The 20,260-nt window shown below is 72.5% G+C and carries 15 protein-coding genes and 1 pseudogene; 3 read left to right on the top strand and 13 right to left on the bottom strand.

Annotated elements, in window-relative coordinates:
* Positions 1–122 precede the first annotated feature (122 nt).
* From AMK21_RS30335 to rimP, 3 genes are all read right to left on the bottom strand, one after another.
* Positions 123–401 carry a YlxR family protein gene (locus tag AMK21_RS30335; RefSeq protein WP_199787082.1) on the bottom strand — a complete coding sequence of 93 codons (279 nt, stop codon included), beginning with the start codon at positions 399–401 and terminating at the stop codon, positions 123–125.
* Positions 402–514: 113 nt separating this feature from the next.
* Entirely contained in the window at positions 515–1,555 is a 1,041-nt protein-coding gene (nusA, locus tag AMK21_RS30330) for a transcription termination factor NusA (protein WP_073882364.1), read from the bottom strand.
* A 2-nt stretch (positions 1,556–1,557) separates the two neighbouring features.
* A complete protein-coding gene (gene rimP / locus AMK21_RS30325; protein ID WP_073882363.1) occupies positions 1,558–2,061 on the bottom strand; it encodes a ribosome maturation factor RimP in 504 nt (167 codons plus the stop codon).
* 176 nt (positions 2,062–2,237) lie between these two features.
* Here rimP and AMK21_RS30320 point away from each other — a divergent pair, with 176 nt between their 5' ends.
* Genes AMK21_RS30320 through AMK21_RS30310 form a run of 3 tightly spaced genes read left to right on the top strand, consistent with a single transcriptional unit; the run spans position 2,238 to position 4,210 of the window.
* Entirely contained in the window at positions 2,238–2,756 is a 519-nt protein-coding gene (locus AMK21_RS30320; RefSeq protein ID WP_073882362.1) for a hypothetical protein, read from the top strand.
* Positions 2,753–3,262, top strand: coding sequence for a ferritin-like domain-containing protein (locus AMK21_RS30315; RefSeq protein WP_073882361.1), 510 nt, complete (start codon positions 2,753–2,755; stop codon positions 3,260–3,262). The genes AMK21_RS30320 and AMK21_RS30315 overlap by 4 nt, the downstream gene beginning before the upstream one ends.
* 30 nt (positions 3,263–3,292) lie before the next feature.
* Positions 3,293–4,210: an aminoglycoside phosphotransferase family protein gene (locus AMK21_RS30310; RefSeq protein WP_073882360.1), complete on the top strand. Its 918-nt coding sequence runs from the start codon at positions 3,293–3,295 to the stop codon at positions 4,208–4,210.
* Positions 4,211–4,351: 141 nt separating this feature from the next.
* Here the strand turns inward: AMK21_RS30310 and AMK21_RS30305 are convergent.
* The 10 genes and pseudogenes from AMK21_RS30305 to AMK21_RS30260 form a co-directional block, all read right to left on the bottom strand.
* Positions 4,352–6,037, bottom strand: a pseudogene (locus tag AMK21_RS30305) (proline--tRNA ligase); the annotation flags it as partial.
* Between the two features lie 139 nt (positions 6,038–6,176).
* Entirely contained in the window at positions 6,177–6,743 is a 567-nt protein-coding gene (locus AMK21_RS30300) for a GNAT family N-acetyltransferase (RefSeq protein WP_073882359.1), read from the bottom strand.
* A gap of 73 nt (positions 6,744–6,816) precedes the next feature.
* Complete coding sequence (locus tag AMK21_RS30295) at positions 6,817–7,659, bottom strand: GNAT family N-acetyltransferase (RefSeq protein ID WP_073882358.1); 843 nt, start codon at positions 7,657–7,659, stop codon at positions 6,817–6,819.
* A gap of 165 nt (positions 7,660–7,824) precedes the next feature.
* Positions 7,825–8,979, bottom strand: coding sequence for a flavodoxin-dependent (E)-4-hydroxy-3-methylbut-2-enyl-diphosphate synthase (gene ispG, locus AMK21_RS30290; RefSeq protein ID WP_073882357.1), 1,155 nt, complete (start codon positions 8,977–8,979; stop codon positions 7,825–7,827).
* 199 nt (positions 8,980–9,178) lie between these two features.
* Positions 9,179–10,489, bottom strand: coding sequence for a M50 family metallopeptidase (locus AMK21_RS30285; RefSeq protein WP_073882356.1), 1,311 nt, complete (start codon positions 10,487–10,489; stop codon positions 9,179–9,181).
* The gene (gene dxr, locus AMK21_RS30280; RefSeq protein ID WP_073882355.1) at positions 10,486–11,739 is read right to left on the bottom strand and encodes a 1-deoxy-D-xylulose-5-phosphate reductoisomerase; all 1,254 of its coding nucleotides are present in this window, start codon (positions 11,737–11,739) and stop codon (positions 10,486–10,488) included. The genes AMK21_RS30285 and dxr overlap by 4 nt, the downstream gene beginning before the upstream one ends.
* Positions 11,740–11,884: 145 nt before the next feature.
* Complete coding sequence (locus AMK21_RS30275; RefSeq protein WP_073882354.1) at positions 11,885–13,840, bottom strand: acyl-CoA dehydrogenase family protein; 1,956 nt, start codon at positions 13,838–13,840, stop codon at positions 11,885–11,887.
* A gap of 242 nt (positions 13,841–14,082) precedes the next feature.
* Entirely contained in the window at positions 14,083–15,528 is a 1,446-nt protein-coding gene (locus AMK21_RS30270; protein WP_073882353.1) for an aldehyde dehydrogenase family protein, read from the bottom strand.
* Between the two features lie 247 nt (positions 15,529–15,775).
* Positions 15,776–17,350, bottom strand: a complete 1,575-nt coding sequence (locus AMK21_RS30265; protein ID WP_073882352.1) for a PucR family transcriptional regulator — start codon at positions 17,348–17,350, stop codon at positions 15,776–15,778.
* A 176-nt stretch (positions 17,351–17,526) separates the two neighbouring features.
* A complete protein-coding gene (locus AMK21_RS30260; RefSeq protein WP_073882351.1) occupies positions 17,527–19,995 on the bottom strand; it encodes an ATP/GTP-binding protein in 2,469 nt (822 codons plus the stop codon).
* Positions 19,996–20,260 lie beyond the last annotated feature (265 nt).

Raw genomic sequence — 20,260 nt, 5'->3', positions numbered from 1 at the left:
CCGTCGCTACTTCATGGGCGTACTCATCGCGTACTCATCGAGTGCTCATCGCAATCTCGACCTACTTCCAACTCGCGAGGTACCTGACCGCACGGGGTCCCGTGCCGTTCACGTTCACTTTCTTACGGTGTCACCCGCTCGACGAACCGCGTGAGTGCCGCGGTGTCGAACGGCCCCTTGGCCTTGAAGGCCCGGGGGAACGCCCGGCGGCGAACCGCCAGGTCGAGACAGACAGAGGTGGGGTGCACATAAGCACCCCGGCCGGGCAGCGTACCGCGTGGATCAGGGGCGCAGGCACCCTCGTCCACCACGATGCGCAGCAGCTCGCTCTTGGCCACTCGCTCCCGGCATCCCACACAGGTTCGCTCGGGGCAAGCGCGGGCTTGCGTCCGGCCAGACACGTTTAAGTCTACCTCCCCGCACCGACCTCACCCCTTGGGGGCCAGAATCGAACGGATGTTGTCGTGATCTCAGCGGCGTAGGGCCAAGATCTATTCCCTGGAGCGGCTCCGGGTCAACGCCTTTCCGAGCGCTCCCGGGCTCGCTCGGCCCGCTCGCGGTCGGCCGTCTCGCGCTCCTCGTCCGTCTCGGTGTCGGGACGGATGTCGATGCGCCAGCCGGTGAGGCGGGCGGCGAGGCGGGCGTTCTGGCCCTCCTTGCCGATCGCCAGCGACAGCTGGTAGTCCGGCACGGTGACGCGGGCGGAGCGGGCGCCGAGGTCGACGACCTCGACCTTGCTCACCCGGGCGGGCGAGAGCGCGTTGGCGACCATCTCGGCCGGGTCGTCCGACCAGTCCACGATGTCGATCTTCTCGCCGTGCAGCTCGGCCATGACATTGCGCACACGGCTGCCCATCGGGCCGATGCAGGCGCCCTTGGGGTTCAGGCCGGCGCGGGTGGAGCGCACGGCGATCTTGGTGCGGTGGCCGGCCTCGCGGGCGATGGCCTCGATGACCACGGAGCCGTCCGCGATCTCCGGGACCTCCAGCGCGAAGAGCTTCTTCACCAGGTTCGGGTGGGTGCGCGACAACGTCACCGACGGACCGCGGACGCCCTTGGCGACCCGTACGACATACGTACGAAGACGCAGACCGTGCACGTACTCCTCGCCCGGGACCTGCTCCTGGACCGGCAGCATGGCTTCCATCTTGCCGATGTCGACCAGGACGTTCTTGGGGTCCTTGCCCTGCTGGACGATGCCGGTGACGACGTCCCCCTCGTGGCCCGCGTACTCCCCGAAGGTGCGGTCGTCCTCGGCGTCGCGCAGCCGCTGCAGGATGACCTGCTTGGCGGTGGTCGCGGCGATCCGGCCGAACCCGGAGGGGGTGTCGTCGAACTCCTTGGGCTCCTGGCCCTCCTCGAGGTCGGCCGGGTCCTCCTTGGCCCACACGGTGACGTGGCCGTTCTCGTCGAGCTTCACGCGCGCCCGGCGGTGGCTGCCGTCGGTGCGGTGGTACGCGATGAGGAGGGCCGACTCGATCGCCCCGACGAGCACGTCGAAGGGGATCTCCTTGTCCTGCGCCAAGCCCTTCAAAAGCTTCACATCGATGTCCACGGCTACGCCTCCTCTTCCTTCTTGTCCTTGCGGTTGAATTCGATCTCCACTCGCGCCTTGGCGATCTCGTCGAAGGCGAGGCGGCGGGACGTGGGCTTGCGGCCCTTGACGCCGGGCACTTCGAGGTCCAGCCCGTCCTCGTCGACGGCGAGGATGCGGGCGACCAGCTCACCGGATCCGTCGGCGGCGAGGTGGAACCGGGCCAGCCGGCCGATGGCGCGTACGTAGTGGCGGTGTTCGGTCAAGGGGCGGTCCGCGCCGGGGGAGCTGACTTCGAGGACGTACTCGCCCTCGCCCATCACGTCGGTCTCGTCCAGCTTCTGGGAGATCGCGCGGCTCAGCTCCGCGCAGGTGTCCAGCTCCACGCCCTCGTCGGAGTCCACGATGATCCGCAGCACTCCACGTCGGCCGGCCCGGGACACCTCGATCTCCTCGAGGTCCAGCTGCTGCGCGCTGACGAGCGGTTCCAGCAACCCGCGCAGCCTCTCGCTCTGGGTGGTGCTCATCCGGGTGACTCCTCGGCCGCGTGTGCTGTTGTGGGGATCGTCGTGCGTCAGGTCAAAGGGTATCCGGTCGCCAGGGGTGTTGCCGTCCGCCCGCCCTGTCACCGCGGGTACGCTCGCCTGCGGTGATCACTTCAGGACAGATCCTGTCAGGATCGGTCCCGGCCCGAAGGAGAAACGTGCGGCGCACGGGGACGACCCGCAGGGGGGCGCTCACCGCGACGGGGGCTCTCGCACTGGGTGCGGTGCTGACCGGCTGCGGGGACGACGACAAGAGCCAGGGCCGGAGCGGTCCCGTACGCACCGGGGCCGAAGCGGTCCGGGCGGAGAAGGCCCTGCGTACGGCGGCGGCGCGCACCGCCGCCCTGACGCTCGCCCACTACGACCTGGCGGCCGAGGCCCACCCGGCGCTCGCGGAGGGCCTGGCACCCCTGCGGACCGCCGTACAGGAGCACACCGAGGCCCTGTCGGCGGGTGCCAGGAAGGCCGCGGCCCCGCCCGCACCCGGTCCCGTGTCCGCCGACGCGCGGGCCGCGGTGAAGGAGCTGGCCGACGCCGAGCGCCGCCGGGCCGACGCCCACGCCGAGGCCCTGCTCACCGCGGAACCGGAGCTGGCCCGGCTGCTGGCCTCGGTGGCCGCGGCCGCGGCGGTCCACGCGTACCTGCTGACCGAGCTGGCCAAGGAGACCTCGTCATGACCCTTCCCGCCGAGGACGAGGCCCCCTCCCCCGCCCTCACCGCCGCACAGACCGCGCTGGCCGCCGAACACGCGGCCGTCTACGGGTACGGGGTGCTCGGCGGCCGGATCGCAGGGAAGCGGCGCACCGAGGCGAGCGCGGCGTACGACGGCCACCGCGCGCGCAGGGACGCGCTCATGCGCACCGTGCGTGACCTGGGCGGTGCGCCGGTCGCCGCCGGCGCCGCGTACGCTCTGCCCTTCGCGGTTACCGACACCACGTCGGCGCTGCGCCTCGCCGCCGTCCTGGAGGACCGGGTGGCGGGCGTGTACTCCGATCTCGTACGGGCCACCGAAGGGCCCGCGCGCGCCGACGCGGCGGGCGCACTGCGGGAGGCCGCCGTGCGGGCGGCCCGCTGGCGGGGCGGCAACGTAGCCTTTCCGGGGCTGGCCGAGCGGGCCCCGGGCGCGGGTCCGGCCGAGAAGACGGGTCCGGTGGAGGCCGCGGGAGCGGATGGCACGAGCTGACCGAGGGACCGGAAAGGGAACAACGGACGTATGGGTTTCGAACCGCCGCAGCGCCTGGTGCGCGCGCTCGGCGAGATGTACGGGGACGGTGCGGCGGCCGAGTGGCTGGACCGCCTCCCCACGCTCACCGAACAGGCGATCTGCGCCGCCGGGCCGGACCTCACCGTGGAGCGGGTGGCCGCCCCCGGCGGGCGCAGCGCCCTGGTGCTCCTGGTCCGGCAGGCCGACGGGACCCCGGCCGCGCTGAAGATCGCCCCGCCGCGCGCCGAACCGGAGCAGGAGCGGGCGGCGCTGGCCCACTGGGACGGCTGGGGCGCGGTGAAGCTGCTGGACGCGCCTGATCCCGACGCGTCCGGGGCGCTGCTGCTGGAGCGGCTGCACCATGAGGTGTCGCTGCGTTCGCTGCCGGAGGCCAAGGCGCTCCTGGAGGCGGCGGGCACGGTCCGGCGGCTGTGGGTGGAGCCGCCCGTCGGCCACCCCTTCGAGACCGTGGCCGAGCGGACCAGGCGCCAGACGGGGGGCATGCGGGCGGCCGCCTCGGCCGATCCGGAGCTCGCCCCGCTGGTGGAGGCGGCCCTCGCGGCCCGTACGGAACTGGCGGACGGCTCCCCCGAACTCCTGCTCCTGCACGGCAACTTCCGCCAGAGCAAGGTGCTCTCCGGCGAGCGCGCGCCCTGGCTGACGGTGGGTCCGGAGCCGCTGGTGGGCGAGCGCGCCTACGACCTGGCGCGGCTGGTGCGGGACCGGGTGGAGGATCTGATCGCCTCCCCGGGCGGCCCGGTGACGGCGCGGCGGCGGGTCAAGAAGCTGGCGGAGTCGCTGGAGGTGGAGCAGGCGCGGCTGCACGGCTGGACGCTGTTCCGGGCGGTCGAGTCGGGGACGCGTGCGCTGGCCGAGGGGCGGCGGCAGATGGGCGAGGTCAACCTGGAGTTCGCGGGCTGGCTGTAGTTCGGCGTACCTGGGAAGAGGGCCCGTGCGCGGGGCCCTCTTCCCACGTGGTCAGCCCAGGTCGGCGGAGAGGCGGGCGACCGCTTCGTCCACCGTCAGCTCCTCGCGCTCACCGGTGCGGCGGTCCTTCAGCTCCAGGACGAGGCGGGCGACCGCCTCGTCCACCGTGAGCTCCTCGCGCTCACCGGTGCGGCGGTCCTTCAGCTCCAGGACGCCGTCGGCCGAGCGGCGGCCGGCAACCAGGATCTTGGGCACGCCGATGAGCTCGGAGTCGGTGAACTTCACGCCGGGCGAGACGCCGGGGCGGTCGTCGACCAGGACCCGCAGGCCCGCCGCGTTGAGCTTCTCCGAGACGTCAAGGGCAAGCTCGGTCTGGAGGGCCTTGCCCGCGGCGACGACGTGGACGTCGGCCGGGGCGATCTCGCGGGGCCAGCACAGGCCCTTGTCGTCGGCGGTCTGCTCGGTGAGGGCGGCCACCGCGCGGGAGACGCCGATGCCGTACGAGCCCATCGTCACGCGGACCGGCTTGCCCTGCTGGCCCAGCACGTCGAGCTGGAAGGTGTCGGCGTACTTGCGGCCGAGCTGGAAGATGTGGCCGATCTCGATGGCGCGGTCCAGGGTGAGGCCGGTGCCGCACCGGGGGCAGGGGTCGCCCTCCTCGACCACGACGACGTCGAGGTACTGGTCGACCTCGAAGTCACGGCCCGCGACGACGTTCTTCGCGTGCTTGCCCTCCTGGTTGGCGCCGGTGATCCAGGCAGTGCCGGGGGCGACGCGGGGGTCGGCCAGGTAGCGGACCTTCTCCAGGCCCTGGGGGCCGACGTAGCCGCGTACGAGGTCGTCACGGCCGACGAAGTCCTCGGCGGTGACCAGCTCGACGACGGCGGGCGCCAGGTGCTCGCCGAGCTTGCCGAGGTCGACCTCGCGGTGGCCGGGGACGCCGACGGCCACGATCTCGCCGTCCACCTTGACCAGCAGGTTCTTCAGGGTGGCGGAGGCGGGGACGCCCAGGTGCGCGGCGAGGGTCTCGATGGTCGGGGTGTCAGGGGTGTCCAGCTCCTCGACCGCGGCGTGCGCCGAGCCGTCGACCGGGGCGAGCGCGAAGGTCACGGCCTCGGTGTTGGCGGCGTAGTCGCAGTTCGGGCAGTCCGCGAAGGTGTCCTCACCGGCGGCGGCGGGCGCCAGGAACTCCTCGGAGGCCGAGCCGCCCATCGCGCCGGAGACGGCGGAGACGATGCGGTGGTCGAGGCCCAGACGCTCGAAGATCCTGATGTACGCGGCCCGGTGCAGGGCGTAGGAGTGCGCGAGGCCCTCGTCGGTGGTGTCGAAGCTGTACGAGTCCTTCATCTGGAACTCGCGGCCGCGGAGCACACCGGAGCGGGGGCGGGCCTCGTCACGGTACTTCGTCTGGATCTGGTAGAGCATCACCGGCAGGTCCTTGTAGGACGTGCACTGGTCCTTGACGGTCTGGGTGAAGATCTCCTCGTGGGTCGGGCCGAGGAGGTAGTCGCCGCCCTTGCGGTCCTTGAGGCGGAAGAGCAGGTCGCCGTACTCCTCCCAGCGGCCGGATGCCTCGTAGGGCTCCTTGGGCAGCAGGGCGGGGAGCAGGACCTCCTGGGCGCCGATGGCGTCCATCTCCTCGCGGACGACGTTGGAGATGTTGTCCAGGACCTTCTTGCCGAGCGGCAGCCAGGACCAGATGCCGGCCGCGTTGCGGCGCACGTACCCGGCGCGGACCAGCAGCTTGTGGCTGAGCGTCTCGGCGTCCGCCGGGTCATCGCGCAGTGTCTTGATCATCAATCGGGACATGCGCTGGACCTGGGCCATGATGAACTCCTGCTCGCAAGGGTGGTGGGCCCGAGGTTAGCCGGGCGGTGCGGGCAGGCGGAAATCGATTCGGCCCAGGGGGCCTCTCGTCCGGATCAGGCCGGACCCCGCGAGCCCGGCCTGATCCGGACGAGAGGCCCTACCGCCGGAGCGGCAGGGGCGCGCCCATCACGGCGTACGGGAGCGGGGCGCTGGGGAAGACCACCTGGCGGGCCAGGTCGCGGTAGCCGAGCGCGCGGTAGAGGGCGCGGGCGGGGCTGTCCCGGTCGATCGCGGAGAGGATCGACCGGGGGTGCGGGACGGCGTCGGTGATGGTGGTGATCAGGGTGCGCCCGAGGCCGTGCTGCTGGTGGTCGGGGTGGACGTGGAGCTCGGTGATGACGAAGGAGTCGTCGAGCCAGCCGTCGGAGCCGGCCGCCCGGAGGTAGGGCTCCACGACGGTGGACCACCAGTGGGCGCGGTCGTTGGGCAGCCCGTAGACGAAGCCGACGAGCCGCCCGTCCGGGGTGAGTGCGCCGAGCGCACGGGCCTCGGGGTGGTCCAGGTGCCGCAGGACGATGTGGCGGCGTACGTCGATCTCGTCCTGGCTGAGTCCGAAGGCCGCCGCCTGTACGTGGAGGGCTTCGTCGACGCGTGAGGCCAGGTCGATGGGGCCGACCTCGATGCCGGGGTTCGCGGGGCCGTTCCCGGTGACTGCTGGTGCCATGCGCGAACCCTACTGGCCGGGGTGGGCGGGCCGGTACGGGTGGAGGCCGGGGGGCGCCCCCCGTACGGGCCGTTCAGAACAGGACGCTCATGAAGGTGCCCGTCTCGCGGAAGCCCACACGCCGGTAGGCCTTGCGGGCGGGAGCGTTGTAGTCGTTCACGTACAGGCTGACGATGGGGGCGACGTCGGCCAGGGCGTAGCGCAGGACGGCGGCCATGCCGGTCTCGGAGAGGCCCTTGCCGCGGTGTTCGGGGGCGACCCAGACGCCCTGGATCTGGCAGGCCCGGGTGGTGGCGGCGCCGATCTCCGCCTTGAAGACGACCTTGCCGTCGTCGATCCGGGCGAAGGAGCGTCCGGCGCCGATGAGTTCGGCGACCCGGGCCTGGTAGAGGAGTCCGCCGTCCCCGGCGAGCGGGGAGATGCCGACCTCCTCCGTGAACATCGCCACGCAGGCCGGCATCAGGATCTCGGTCTCGTCCTTGCGGATGCGGCGGACGAGCGGGTCAGGGGTGACATCGGCGGCGGGGCTCTCGGTGACCATGAGGGGCTGGTTGGCGCGGACCTCGCGGGCCGGGCCCCAGCCCGGCTCCAGGAGCCGCCAGAGCAGGGCGGTGGGTTCGGCGGGGCCGACGATCGAGGAGCAGCGGCGGCCGGCCCGGCGGGCCCGGTCGGCGAAGGCGCGTACGGCTTCGGGCCCTGCGCAGATGGGGACCAGGTTGGCACCGGCGTAACAGAGGGAACGGAGCCGTCCGTCGGCGTACCAGCCCCACATCTCGCCGCCGAGGCGCCAGGGGTCGAGCCCCGCGACCTGCACGCGGGACGTGACGAATGCGTTGACCACGGGCTCGCTCTCCAGGATGGCGAGCGCTGCGCCGAGGTCGCTGGGTTCGAGGACCCGGGTGGTGGTCTGCGTCAACACGAGGGGGCCTCACCATGCGGTCTGCTGATTTCCGCACTGTACCCAACAAGCCTGGAGAACGCCGCCCGGGCCGGTAAGCGGGCTCCTGGACAGGCTTGGATACGCCGCCGCCCCGCCGGGCGCGGGGCTCGGCGGGGCGGCGATGACGGGGAAGAGCGCAGGTCAGCTGATGGAGACCTGGGGCTCGCCGGAGGCGATGCCGTCCTTCTCCATCTGCTCGGCGATCTTCAGGGCTTCCTCGATGAGGGTCTCGACGATCTTCGACTCGGGCACGGTCTTGATGACCTCGCCCTTGACGAAGATCTGGCCCTTGCCGTTGCCGGAGGCGACACCGAGGTCGGCCTCGCGGGCCTCGCCGGGGCCGTTGACGACGCAGCCCATGACCGCGACGCGCAGCGGGACCTCCATGCCCTCCAGTCCGGCACTGACCTGGTCGGCGAGCTTGTAGACGTCGACCTGGGCGCGGCCGCAGGACGGGCAGGAGACGATCTCCAGGCGGCGCTGCTTCAGGTTCAGCGCCTCCAGGATCTGCAGGCCCACCTTGACCTCCTCGGCCGGCGGGGCCGAGAGGGAGACGCGGATGGTGTCGCCGATGCCCTCGGACAGCAGGGCGCCGAACGCGACGGCCGACTTGATCGTGCCCTGGAACGCCGGTCCGGCCTCGGTGACGCCGAGGTGGAGCGGGTAGTCGCTCTGGGCGGCGAGCTGGCGGTAGGCGTTGACCATGACGACCGGGTCGTTGTGCTTGACGGAGATCTTGATGTCGCCGAAGCCGTGCTCCTCGAAGAGGGACGCCTCCCACAGGGCGGACTCGACGAGGGCCTCGGGGGTGGCCTTGCCGTACTTCTTCAGGAGCCGCGCGTCCAGGGAGCCGGCGTTGACGCCGATCCGGATCGGGGTGCGGGTCTCGGAGGCCGCCTTGGCGATCTCCTTGACCTTGTCGTCGAACTGCTTGATGTTGCCGGGGTTCACGCGGACCGCCGCGCAGCCCGCGTCGATCGCGGCGAAGACGTACTTCGGCTGGAAGTGGATGTCGGCGATCACCGGGATCTGCGACTTGCGCGCGATCGTGGCGAGGGCGTCGGCGTCGTCCTGGGTCGGGCAGGCCACCCGGACGATCTGGCAACCGGAGGCCGTCAGCTCGGCGATCTGCTGGAGGGTGGCACCGATGTCCGACGTACGCGTCGTCGTCATCGACTGCACGGAGACGGGTGCGTCCCCGCCGACCGCGACCGAGCCGACCTGGATCTGTCGGCTGACCCGTCGGTCGGCGAGCTTGGTCGGAACGGCCGGCATTCCGAGAGAAATCGCAGTCATGCGCTGTGCATCCCCAAGGTGTGGATCAAGGTCCCGATGTCGGCGGGCTCCAGGCTTCGAGATTACGGCACCGGAGCCGGGGCGCACGCACCGTACGGACAAGTCAACCAGATGGTGACCGACCGGACACGACGCGTGTGCCCGGCGGTCACTTCTGGGGCGGATGGGGCGACTACTGAGGCGGTCCCCCATCGGATCATCAGCTGATCTTGACCGGGTTCACGATGTCGGCCACCAGCACCAGCAGCGTGAAGCAGATGAAGAGTCCGGCGACCACGTAGGCGACCGGCATCAGCTTCGCCACGTCGAACGGGCCAGGGTCGGGGCGCCGGAAGACCTTGGCCAGATTGCGCCGCAGCGACTCCCAGAGCGCACCCGCGATGTGCCCCCCGTCCAGTGGGAGCAACGGCAGCATGTTGAACAGGAACAACGACAGGTTGAAGCCCGCGAGCAGGAACAGCATCATCGCGACCTGGTTCTGGGCCGGGATGTCGAGGTTCATCACCTCGCCGCCGATGCGGGCCGCGCCCACGACACCCACCGGCGAGTCGTCGGCGCGTTCGCCGTCGCTGAAGGCGGCGTCCCACAGGGCCGGGATCTTGGAGGGCAGCGCGATGATCGCGTCGACGCCGTTCTCGATCATGTCGCCCATGCGCACGACGGAGTCGCCGAAGGAGAGCGGCACGATCTCGGTCCGGGCGGCGAAGCCGAGGTAGCCGGCCTTGATGAACTGGTCCGGAATGACCTCGCCGTTGCCGTCCTTCTTCGCGACGGCGTTCTCGCGCAGGACGGCGTTGAGGGTGACCTCCTGGCCGGCGCGCTCGACGGTGATGGTGGCGGGGCCCATGGTGTTGCGGATGCGGTCCGAGAGCGTCGCCCAGTCGTCGACCTTCTGCCCGTCGAAGGCGACGATCTTGTCACCCTCCTGCAGGCCCGCGGCCTTGGCCGGGGAGACGGGGTCGGTGCCCTCGCAGGTGTCGCGCTTCTCGCTCTGCGAGATGACGCACTGCTGGACGCCCGCGACCTCGGTGGTCTGCGTCTGGAAGCCGAAGGTCATCGCGACGCCCATGAAGATCGCGACGGCGAGGACCAGGTTCATGAACGGGCCGGCGAACATCACGATGACGCGCTTCCACGGCTTGCGCGTGTAGAAGAGCCGCTTCTCGTCGCCGGGTTCGAGCTCCTCGTACGCGGCGGAGCGGGCGTCCTCGATCATGCCGCGCCACGGTGAGGTGGAGCGGGCTTCGAGGCGGCCGTCGGCGCCGGGCGGGAACATCCCGATCATGCGGATGTAGCCGCCGGCCGGGATGGCCTTGATGCCGTACTCGGTGTCGCCCTTCTGCTTCGACCAGAGCGTCGGGCCGAATCCGACCATGTACTGCGGGACCCGGATGCCGAACATCTTGGCCGTGGAGAGGTGGCCCAGCTCGTGCCAGGCGATGGAGAACAGCAGGCCCACGACGAAGACGGCGATCCCCAGGACCGTCAGCAGGATCGAGGTCAGACTCATGCGCGCGCCTCCGCTGTCGCTTTCGCCGAGAGTTCCCGGGCCCGTGCGCGGGCCCAGGTTTCCGCTTCGAGGACATCCGCGACGCTGAGCGGGGTTCCCGGGGCGGGGGTGCCGTGTTCGGACACCACAGCGCTGACCGTATCCATGATTCCGTTGAAGGGCAGCTGTCCGGCGAGGAAGGCGTCGACGCACTCCTCGTTGGCCGCGTTGAAGACGGCGGGTGCCGTGGAGCCGAGCGTACCGACATGGCGGGCGAGGGCGACCGACGGGAAGGCCTCGGTGTCCAGCGGGAAGAACTCCCACGTGGACGCTTTCGACCAGTCGAAGGCGGGGGCGGCGTCCGGGACCCGCTCGGGCCAGCCGAGGCCGATGGCGATGGGTCCGCCCATGTCGGGCGGGGTGGCCTGGGCGAGCGTGGAGCCGTCGGTGAACTCGACCATGGAGTGCACGTAGGACTGCGGGTGGACCACGACCTCGATACGGTCGAAGGGGATGTCGTAGAGGAGGTGCGCCTCGATGACCTCAAGGCCCTTGTTGACCAGCGTCGCGGAGTTGATCGTGATGACCGGGCCCATCGCCCAGGTGGGGTGGGTCAGGGCCTGCTCGCGGGTGACATCGGCCAGCTCGTCGCGCGTACGGCCCCGGAACGGCCCGCCGGAGGCGGTGACGACGAGCTTGCGGACATCGGCGCGGGTGCCCGCGGCCAGTGCCTGGAAGAGCGCGGCGTGCTCGGAGTCGACCGGGATGATCTGGCCGGGGGCGGCGAGCGCCTTCACCAGCGGGCCGCCGACGATCAGCGACTCCTTGTTGGCGAGGGCGAGCGTGCGGCCCGCCTTCAGCGCGGCCAGCGTCGGGGCGAGCCCGATGGAGCCGGTGATCCCGTTGAGCACGGTGTGGCAGTCGCTCGCGGCCAGCGTGGCCGCCGCGTCGGGTCCGGCGAGGATCTCGGGGAGCGGCTCCCGGGCCCCGTACCGCTCGCGCAGCGCCTCGCGCAGGGCGGGGACCGCGGTCGGGTCGGCGACGGCGACCGTGCTCACCCGCAGCCGGTGGGCCTGCTCGGCGAGGAGGGTGGTCCGGCCGCCGGCGGCCGAGAGCGCGGTGACCCGGAAGCGGTCGGGGTTGCGCAGGACCAGGTCGATGGCCTGGGTGCCGATGGACCCGGTGGAGCCGAGGATCACCAGATCCCGGCGGCCGTCCGCGGTGTCGAAGAGGAGATGCGGATCGGCGAGTGGGGCGGGGCTGTCGCTCATGCCCCCATTGTTGCCGCTCCGGCTGCGCGTGTGGACAGCGCGTCCCGGTGGGGCGGGGATTCGGTACGGAGGGGGCGCGCCCTACGTACGGACACCAACAGTGTCCGGCGTACGGACGCGCCCCCTCGCAGCGATGGGTCACGGCTCAGCGGACGGGCCGGTGCCGGTTCTCCTCGGCGGAGGGTCCGGGGGTGGCGTCCGCGATCCAGGGGCCTTCGCCGCTGGGGTCGACGACGCCCTCCTCCAGCCACGTGTACGTACCGGACAGGACGCCGTCCACCACGCGCCGGTCCAGGTCGTCGGTGTTGGACCAGAGCCGCGTGAACAGCTCCTCCACCCTGACCCGGGACTGGTGGCAGAAGGCGTCGGCAAGCTGGTACGCCTCACGGCCGTGCTCCCCGGAGCCCCGCAGATGCTCGGCGCGGACGCAGGCGGCGCTCATCGCGAAGAGTTCGGCGCCGATGTCGACGATCCGGCCGAGGAAGCCCTGTTTCGTCTCCATCCGGCCTTGCCAGCGGGACATGGCGTAGAAGGTCGACCGGGCGAGCTTGCGTGAGGAGCGCTCGACGTACCGGAGGTGCCCGGAGAGGTCGCGGTGCCCGGCGGGGTTGAACTCACCGTACGTACGAGGGAGTTGCCCGGCCCCGGTGACGAGCTGAGGCAGCCAGCGGGCATAGAACCCGGCGGCGTTGGCACCCGCCTTGGCCTTGTCGGCGAGCGGCTTCTCCGGGTCGATGATGTCGCCGGCGACCTTGAGGTGGGCGTCGACGGCCTCGCGGGCGATCAGCAGATGCATGATCTCGGTGGAGCCCTCGAAGATCCGGTTGATCCGCATGTCGCGGAGCATCTGCTCGGCCGGGACGGCGCGCTCCCCGCGGGCGGCCAGCGACTCGGCGGTCTCGAAGCCGCGCCCGCCGCGGATCTGGACCAGCTCGTCGGCGATCAGCCAGCCCATCTCGGAGCCGTACAGCTTGGCGAGGGCGGCCTCGATACGGATGTCGTTGCGGTCCTCGTCGGCCATCTGCGAGGAGAGGTCGACGATCGCCTCCAGGGCGAAGGTGGTGGCCGCGATGAAGGAGATCTTCGCGCCGACCGCCTCGTGCTTCGCGACGGGCCGCCCCCACTGCTCCCGTACGGCGGACCACTCGCGGGCGATCTTCAGGCACCACTTCCCGGCTCCGACGCACATCGCGGGCAGCGAGAGGCGCCCGGTGTTGAGGGTGGTCAGGGCGATCTTCAGCCCGGCCCCCTCGGGCCCGACGCGGTTCGCGGCAGGCACCCGCACCTGATGGAAGCGGGTGACGCCGTTCTCGATGCCGCGCAGCCCCATGAAGGCGTTGCGGTGCTCCACGGTGACACCGGGGGCGTCCGCCTCGACGACGAAGGCGGTGATGCCGCCCGGGTGCCCCTCGGAGGCAGGCACGCGAGCCATGACCACGAGCAGATCGGCGACGACCCCGTTGGTGGTCCAGAGCTTCACCCCGTCCAGCAGATAGTCGTTCCCGTCGGGCACGGCGGTGGTGGCGAGGCGGGCCGGGTCGGAGCCGACGTCGGGCTCGGTCAGGAGGAACGCGGAGATGTCGGTGGTGGCGAGCCGGGGCAGGAAGACGTCCTTCTGCTCCTGGGTGCCGAAAATCTTCAGCGGCTGCGGTACGCCGATCGACTGATGCGCCGAGAGCAGCGCACCGATCGCCGGACTCGCGGAGCCGACGAGGGCGAGCGCCTTGTTGTAGTACACCTGGGTGAGCCCGAGACCGCCGTACTTGGTCTCGATCTTCATGCCGAGGGCGCCGAGTTCCTTGAGCCCGTTGACCACCTCGTCGGGGATCTTCGCCTCGCGCTCGATCCGGGCACTGTCGATGTGCGTCTCGCAGAAGGCGCGCAGCCGCGCCAGGAACTCCTCGCCGCGCCGGATGTCGTCGGGCGGCGGCAGGGGGTGCGGATGGATCAGGTCGAGCCGGAAGCGCCCGAGGAACAGCTCCTTGGCGAAGCTGGGCTTACGCCAGTCCTGCTCCCGGGCGGCTTCGGCGACCTTGCGTGCCTCACGCTCGGTGACCTTGGGTGCTTGGGGGACCTGGGGGGTGTTGTGTGGTGCGGACATGTCGGGCCTCACCTCGCCGCGCGTCACCAGGACGGACGGCCCCCCGGCCGCGCGGACTGCGTAGGGGCTGCTTACTGGTCCGTATGTAACCCGTTTACCCGCACTTCGGCACCCGCACCAGTCCTCGCGTACGCGCGGCGGACGGCCCGAACCCCCGCACAGTGGGTTCGGGCCGTCCGTCTCGCGTCCCCGCCCGCGCTCGCTGTCCAGGCGGGGGCGCGGGTGGGGTCGTCCGGGGGCGGTTACAGGGCGAGGCCTGTGAGGACCAGGACGCGCTCGTAGGTGTAGTCGTCCATCGCGTAGCGGACGCCCTCGCGGCCGACACCGGACTGCTTGGCGCCGCCGTACGGCATCTGGTCGGCGCGGTACGAGGGGACGTCGCCGACGATCACGCCGCCCACCTCCAGGGCGCGGTGGGCGCGGAAGGCGGTCTGGAGGTCATGGGTGAAGACGCCTGCCTGGAGGCCGTACTTGGAGGAGTTGACGGCGGCGAACGCCTCCGCCTCGCCGTCCACCTTCTGGAGGGACATGACCGGGCCGAAGACCTCCTCGCAGGAGAGCTTCACGTCGTCCGGGAGGCCCGCCAGGACCGTCGGGGCGTAGGTGGCGCCGTCGCGCTTGCCACCGGTGAGGAGTTCGGCGCCGCCCTGGACCGCCTCGTCGACCCAGGACTCGACGCGCTTGGCCGCGTCCTCGCTGACCAGGGGGCCTACGTCGGTGGTCGCGTCGGCGGGGTCGCCGGTGACCAGGGCCTCGACGGCGGCGACGATCTTCGGGACGAGCCGGTCGTAGACCGAGGCGTCGGCGATGACGCGCTGCACCGAGATACAGGACTGGCCGCCCTGGTAGTTGGAGAACGTGGCGATCCGGGTGGCCGCCCAGTCCAGGTCCTCGTCCGAGGCGTAGTCGGACAGGACGACCGCCGCGCCGTTGCCGCCGAGCTCCAGGGTGCAGTGCTTGCGGGGCACCGACTCCATGATCGCGTAGCCGACCGGACCCGAACCGGTGAACGAGATGACCGGCAGGCGCTCGTCCTGGACCAGGGCGGGCATCTTGACGTTCGGGACCGTCAGGACGGACCAGGAGCCGGCCGGGAGGTCGGTCTCGGCCAGCAGCTCCCCGAGGACGAGCGAGGAGATCGGCGTCGCCGGAGCCGGCTTCAGGATGATCGGGGCACCTACGGCGATGGCCGGGGCGACCTTGTGGGCGCTGAGGTTCAACGGGAAGTTGAAGGGCGCGATACCGAGGACGGCTCCGCGCGGGAAGCGGCGGGTCAGCCCGAGGCGGCCGGTACCGCCGAGGTCGGTGTCCAGGCGCTGTGCCTCGCCGCCGTTGAAGCGGCGGGCCTCCTCGGCCGCGAACCGGAACACGGAGACCGCACGGCCGACCTCGCCGCGCGCCCACTTGACCGGCTTGCCGTTCTCCGCCGAGATCAGCTGGGCGATCTCCTCGGTGCGCTCCCCCAGCCGCCGTACGACGTGGTCGAGGGCCGCGGCCCGTACGTGCGCCGGGGTCGCGGCGAACTCGTCACGTACGGCGTGGGCGGCGGCGACGGCCTCCTCGACCTGGGCGTCGGTCGGCACGCTGACGGTGCCGACGAGGCGTCCGTCGTACGGGTTGGTGACGTCGAAGCTGTCGGCACCGGTGGCCTGGCGGCCGGCCACCCAGAAGGCGTGGGGCGAAGTCATGGAGGTTCCGGCCCTTCGGAGGTCGTGAGCGTGCGGAGGTCGTGATGGAGGTGGCTGCGTGCGTCGTGGGCGCCCGGAGGCTTCCCCTCTGTGGTCCACGGTAGGGCGGGGACGCCGCGATCGTGTTTGTCCGAGGTGGAGTGGGGCGCGCCTCCGGTGCTCCGGTTTGTCGGAGACCGTGTCCGTCCGGTCGGTGATGGCGCCCGGCCCGGGTCCTCCGGTCTGTCGGAGGCGGTGCCGCAGTCGGTCAGTCTTCGGCCGGCGCCGCCGCCTCCGTCGCCTTCAGTGCGAGCCACAGCTCCATCCGGGCGTCCGGGTCGTCCAGCGAGCGGCCCAGGATCTCCTCCACCCGGCGCATCCGGTAGCGCAGGGTGTGCCGGTGCACGCCGAGGTCGGCGGCGGCCGCGTCCCACTGGCCGTGGCGGGAGAGCCAGGCGCGCAGGGAGGCCACGAGGTCGCCGCGGCCCTTGGCGTCGTGCTCGTACAGGGCGCGGAGCATGCCGTCGGCGAAGGCCCGTACGGCGTCGTCCGCGAGGAGCGGCAGGACCGAACCGGCCGCCAGCTCCTCGTGCTCGACCAGGGCCCTGCCCCGGCGGCGGGCGACCGAGAGGGCCTGTTCGGCCTGCTTGTACGCGGCGGAGACCGCGATCGGGCCGCAGGGGGCGGAGAGGCCGACCACGACATCGCTGTCCTCGGCGCCGCCCTCGCGCGGGGCGCGGTCGTCCTGGGCCTCGGCGTAGGCCGCGCAGGCGGCGACCGCGGTGCCGCCGTCGGCTGCCAGGACGACGACGCGCTCGCCCTCGGGGACCATGAGCAGCGCCTCGCCGGAGCGGGCGGCGGCGGCCTCCATCGTCTCCGTGAGCAGCTCGAAACCGGCGGGCGCGGCCGCCTCCGCGATCAGCAGCCGGAAGGGGGCGTCGAGGAGGCCGCCGTACAGGTCTCCGGCCACCGCCCGGGCGTGGTCGGGCTGCCCGGCCAGGAGCATGCGCAGGACGGCGGCGCCCAGGCGCTGTTCGGCGCCCTGGAGGGAGCGGGAGCGGGCGGTGGTGAGGGTGAGCAGGGCGACGGCGGAGTGGACGGCGTACCGCTCGGCGGTTCCCAGCGCCGAGCCCGTACCGACCGCCAGTGCGCCGCGTGCCCGGCGGCCGGTGCCCAGCGACTGGAGTTCGACCCGGTCCTCGCTGTCGCCGACGACGACGCTGGCGGGCGCGGGTCTGTCCCGGAGGCGTTCGACGTCGGGGGTGAGGCGGGCGGCCCGGCGCGCGGCCCAGTCGGGGGCGGCGGCGAGCACCGCGCCGGAGGTGTCGTACAGCGCGGCCCAGCCGTCGATGTGGGCGGCGAGGCGGGCGAGGATGTCGGCGGGGCCGTCCCCGGCGAGCGCGGCCTTCGTCAGCTCGCGCTGGGCCTCGAAGCCGGCGGTGACCGCGCGGTACTGGTCGGCGGCGATGGCGGCGGAGACGGCCTTGCTGATGGCGAGGAACGGGGTGCGGCGAGGCACTTCGAGGAGGGGCAGGCCCGCTTCCTCGGCGGCGTCGAGGAGGGCGGCCGGGATGTCCTCGTAGTTCACGCCGACCGCGAAACCGACCCCGGCGACCCCCGCTCCGGCCAGCCGCCGTACGTACCGGTGCATCGACTCGGCGTTCTCGGCGTCCAGGTTGGTGGCGGTCACCAGGAGCAGTTCGCCGCCGTCCATGTACGGGACGGGGTCGGCGAGCTCGCTGGCGTGGGCCCAGCGCACCGGGGTGTCGAGCCGGTCCGCGCCCGCCCGCACCGTGAGCTTGAGCGCCGAGTGCTGGACGAGCGAGGCGAGCGTGGGGGGCATGGGACCGGAAACCCTCGGTATCGGGGACGCGTGGCCGACGAAGGGGTTCGCCGCCGTATCAGTGGTCGGTAGTCGGTGATTGCGCCGTCCCGTATGAACGGCTGTCACCGATTCTGCCAGGGCGGCAGAGTTCCTGTAACCGCTCTCAGTCGTCCCCGGTCCCCGAGGGGCGTTTCTCAGCCGCCCAGCTCCACCAGCAGCGGCGGCGCGTGCTCGCCCTCGACCGTGGCCAGCCGGATCACCGCGTGCCCGGCCGGGACCGCGTACGCCAGCTCCGAGGCCGACCACCGCTCCCGCTCCACCTGCCGTACGGTCACCGCGTCCGTGGTCACCGCCTTGCCCGTGACCAGCTTGCGCAGCGCGTGCAGGGCGCGGGTGAACGGCTGGTCGGCGAAGACCGTGTGCTGGGCGACCTCGCGGGTCTCCACCCACTCCTTGCCCCAGGCCTCGGCGAACCGCTTGCCGTCCCACGTGGTGATGCCGGAGAAGGCCGCCGTGCAGCCGACGGCGCCGAGCAGCGGGGTGTGCAGGGCTTCGGGCACGTCGTCGACGGTACGGAGGGCGAGGACGGCCCCCGCGTTGACCGAGCGCAGCCGGCGGATACCGCGTACGGTCTCGGCGGTCACCGCGTGGGTCGCGTCGTCCAGGACCAGGCCCGCGAAGAGCGTGGTGTCGGTGCGGGCGGCGGTGATCGCGGTGAACTGGGCGAGCAGGAGCCGGGTGAGGAGGCGGGACGCCTCGGCGTGGCCGCGCTCCGGCAGGTCGACGCGGACCCGCAGCGGGTACTGGCCGAGCGAGCGCAGCGCGAAGGGGCGGGCGTCCGGGCCGGTGGCGAAGAACCCGGCGAACGCGGGCCGGTCCAGCAGCGCCACCCGGTCCGCGAGGGCCGGGGCGGGGTCGCCGGGGCCGCCCGCCTGCCGGGTCCTCGCCTCCAGCTCGCGGAGCATCGCCTGGTGCCCGGCGGCTTCGAGGGTGGCCCGGAGTCCGGCGAGGGCCTGCGGGGAGCCGTCGAGGAGTTCGCGCAGTTCCGGCACGGAGGGGAAGTGGCCGTGGGCCGTCCGGTACGGGCCCAGCAGTTGGGCGAGGACGGTGGCGGCGCGGCGGCTGTCCAGGCTGCCGACATCGCCGACGAGCCCCTCCGCGAGGACGGCGGCGGCCTCGTCGGGGTCGGTGGTGCCGCCGTACAGGTCCAGGTCGTGGGCGGAGGCGGGGTTGCCGACGCGTACGACGACGTCGAAGGCCTCGTCCGGGCCGAGCGGTGCGCCCGCGCCGCCGACGGCGAGTACGGCCGCCTGGCCGGCCAGGGCGCGCAGGCCGAGGGCCTCCACGACGGGGCGCACCAGCCGGGCGGACTTCCCGGAGCCGGGCGGCCCGACGGCCAGCAGCGAGGTGCCGAGCAGGGTGGGGTCCAGGGCGATACCGGTGGACCGGCGGGCGTAGGGGTTGTGCGGGTCATCCGCGCACCGGCCGATGCGGACCTGGCCGGTGAGCACGTCGTGGCGGGCGGTACGGCGGGGCAGGTCGCGGTCGCCGGAGGGGTGCGGGGCGGCCGCTCCCCCGGTGCGCAGGACGGCCTCGGCGAGAGGGGCGAGGCTGTCGGGGCTGCGGGTGGCCCGGGTCCAGGCGTGGCGGAGGCGGGCCACGTCGACGTCGTTCATCCGGCCGGTGCGGACCTCGGCGGTGAGGGTGTCCGCAACGTCGGTCCAGCCGGCCGCGCGCAGTTCGGGCCACTGGTCGGCGGAGGTCGCGCCGGCGGGGGCCGAGGCGGTCCCGGCCGGGGCCGGGGTGCGGGTTCCCCCGCGGGCGGCGAGCAGTTCGCGCCAGCGGCCGAGGCGGGCGAAGGGGTACAGGACGGCGGCGGCGATCAGCCCGTAGACGATGTTGACGACGGTCTGGCTCTGGTAGATCTCGCCGCCCGCGACGGCGGCGACCAGGACCAGGACCGGGCGGACGACCGGCAGGGTCTCCTTCCAGACCAGAAGCTGGGTGAGCCCCGCCGCGACGGCTGCGGCGAGGGCGAGGAAGGGCTGCCCGCGGCTCACGGCATGGCGGCGGAAGAGTTCGGAGAAGTTGCCGATCCGGCCGCAGCCGTAGGCGAGCAGCCCGAAGAGGAGGGCCTCGTACACGGTGAGGGCGTCGGAGCCCTCGATGGTGCGGGGGCCGCCGGAGGTACCCGGGTTCCACCACTCGCCCGGCGTGAAGAGCTTGAGGGGGACGAGGCGGTACGGGAGGTAGCCGTTGCGCCAGAGCGACCAGAGGAGGAGGGCGGAGAGCAGGGAGATGAGGGCACCGACGAGGAGGGAGCGATCGGAGACCTCCTCGCCCTGCTCGGGCGGACGCGGTGTGAACCCGTACCGCCAGACGCCGGGGGCCTGCGGTGGGCGGGGCGTACGGAGCCAGGCGTCCAGGGCCGGGGCCCCGGCCGAGGGCTGCTCGACGGGGGGCGGCGGGGAGGAGGGGCGGGCGGGGTGCGGGCCGGGCGGAGGCGGCGGGGAGGCCCACGCGGAGGGCTGCCCGCCCCACGACGCCCCCGGGTCCGCAGGCGGCTCCACCCGTGGCGGCCCCGACGGCGGTGGTGGCACGGCCGGGCCGGGCACCCTGTCCGCGCTCGTGCCCCGTACGCCGCGCGTGCCCTCGTCTTCCATGAACCACTGCCCCCTCGACCTGCCGGGTCCATCCGCTGCCCCGGCCAATCTAGTGCGCGCCCACGGGGAGTTCAGCAACCCGCCCGAAGAGTGACCGTCCCGGACCGGCCCCTGCCCTCATCGCACCAGGTCGGCAGGGATGTACACCGCCTTCTGTCCGCGACGGACAACGACACGCGCCCATCACTCCCGATCGGAGCATGCCCGGGTGGGGCGCCCGCCCCTAGCCTGCGATGAGAAGCGCGTCCGAAACACCCCCCAGGAG

Source organism: Streptomyces sp. CB00316, from assembly GCF_001905595.1.
Lineage (GTDB): Bacteria > Actinomycetota > Actinomycetes > Streptomycetales > Streptomycetaceae > Streptomyces.
This window is presented reverse-complemented; position numbering and strand designations above follow the sequence as displayed.

Bases quoted from the DNA above. Each gene is read 5' to 3' on its own strand.
- rimP (WP_073882363.1), bottom strand. From the start codon at position 2,061: ATGAGCACCACCCAGAGCGAGAGGCTGCGCGGGTTGCTGGAACCGCTC.
- AMK21_RS30315 (WP_073882361.1), top strand. From the start codon at position 2,753: ATGACCCTTCCCGCCGAGGACGAGGCCCCCTCCCCCGCCCTCACCGCC.
- AMK21_RS30310 (WP_073882360.1), top strand. From the start codon at position 3,293: ATGGGTTTCGAACCGCCGCAGCGCCTGGTGCGCGCGCTCGGCGAGATG.
- AMK21_RS30300 (WP_073882359.1), bottom strand. From the start codon at position 6,743: ATGGCACCAGCAGTCACCGGGAACGGCCCCGCGAACCCCGGCATCGAG.
- ispG (WP_073882357.1), bottom strand. From the start codon at position 8,979: ATGACTGCGATTTCTCTCGGAATGCCGGCCGTTCCGACCAAGCTCGCC.
- AMK21_RS30285 (WP_073882356.1), bottom strand. From the start codon at position 10,489: ATGAGTCTGACCTCGATCCTGCTGACGGTCCTGGGGATCGCCGTCTTC.
- dxr (WP_073882355.1), bottom strand. From the start codon at position 11,739: ATGAGCGACAGCCCCGCCCCACTCGCCGATCCGCATCTCCTCTTCGAC.
- AMK21_RS30275 (WP_073882354.1), bottom strand. From the start codon at position 13,840: ATGTCCGCACCACACAACACCCCCCAGGTCCCCCAAGCACCCAAGGTC.
- AMK21_RS30270 (WP_073882353.1), bottom strand. From the start codon at position 15,528: ATGACTTCGCCCCACGCCTTCTGGGTGGCCGGCCGCCAGGCCACCGGT.
- AMK21_RS30265 (WP_073882352.1), bottom strand. From the start codon at position 17,350: ATGCCCCCCACGCTCGCCTCGCTCGTCCAGCACTCGGCGCTCAAGCTC.
- AMK21_RS30260 (WP_073882351.1), bottom strand. From the start codon at position 19,995: ATGGAAGACGAGGGCACGCGCGGCGTACGGGGCACGAGCGCGGACAGG.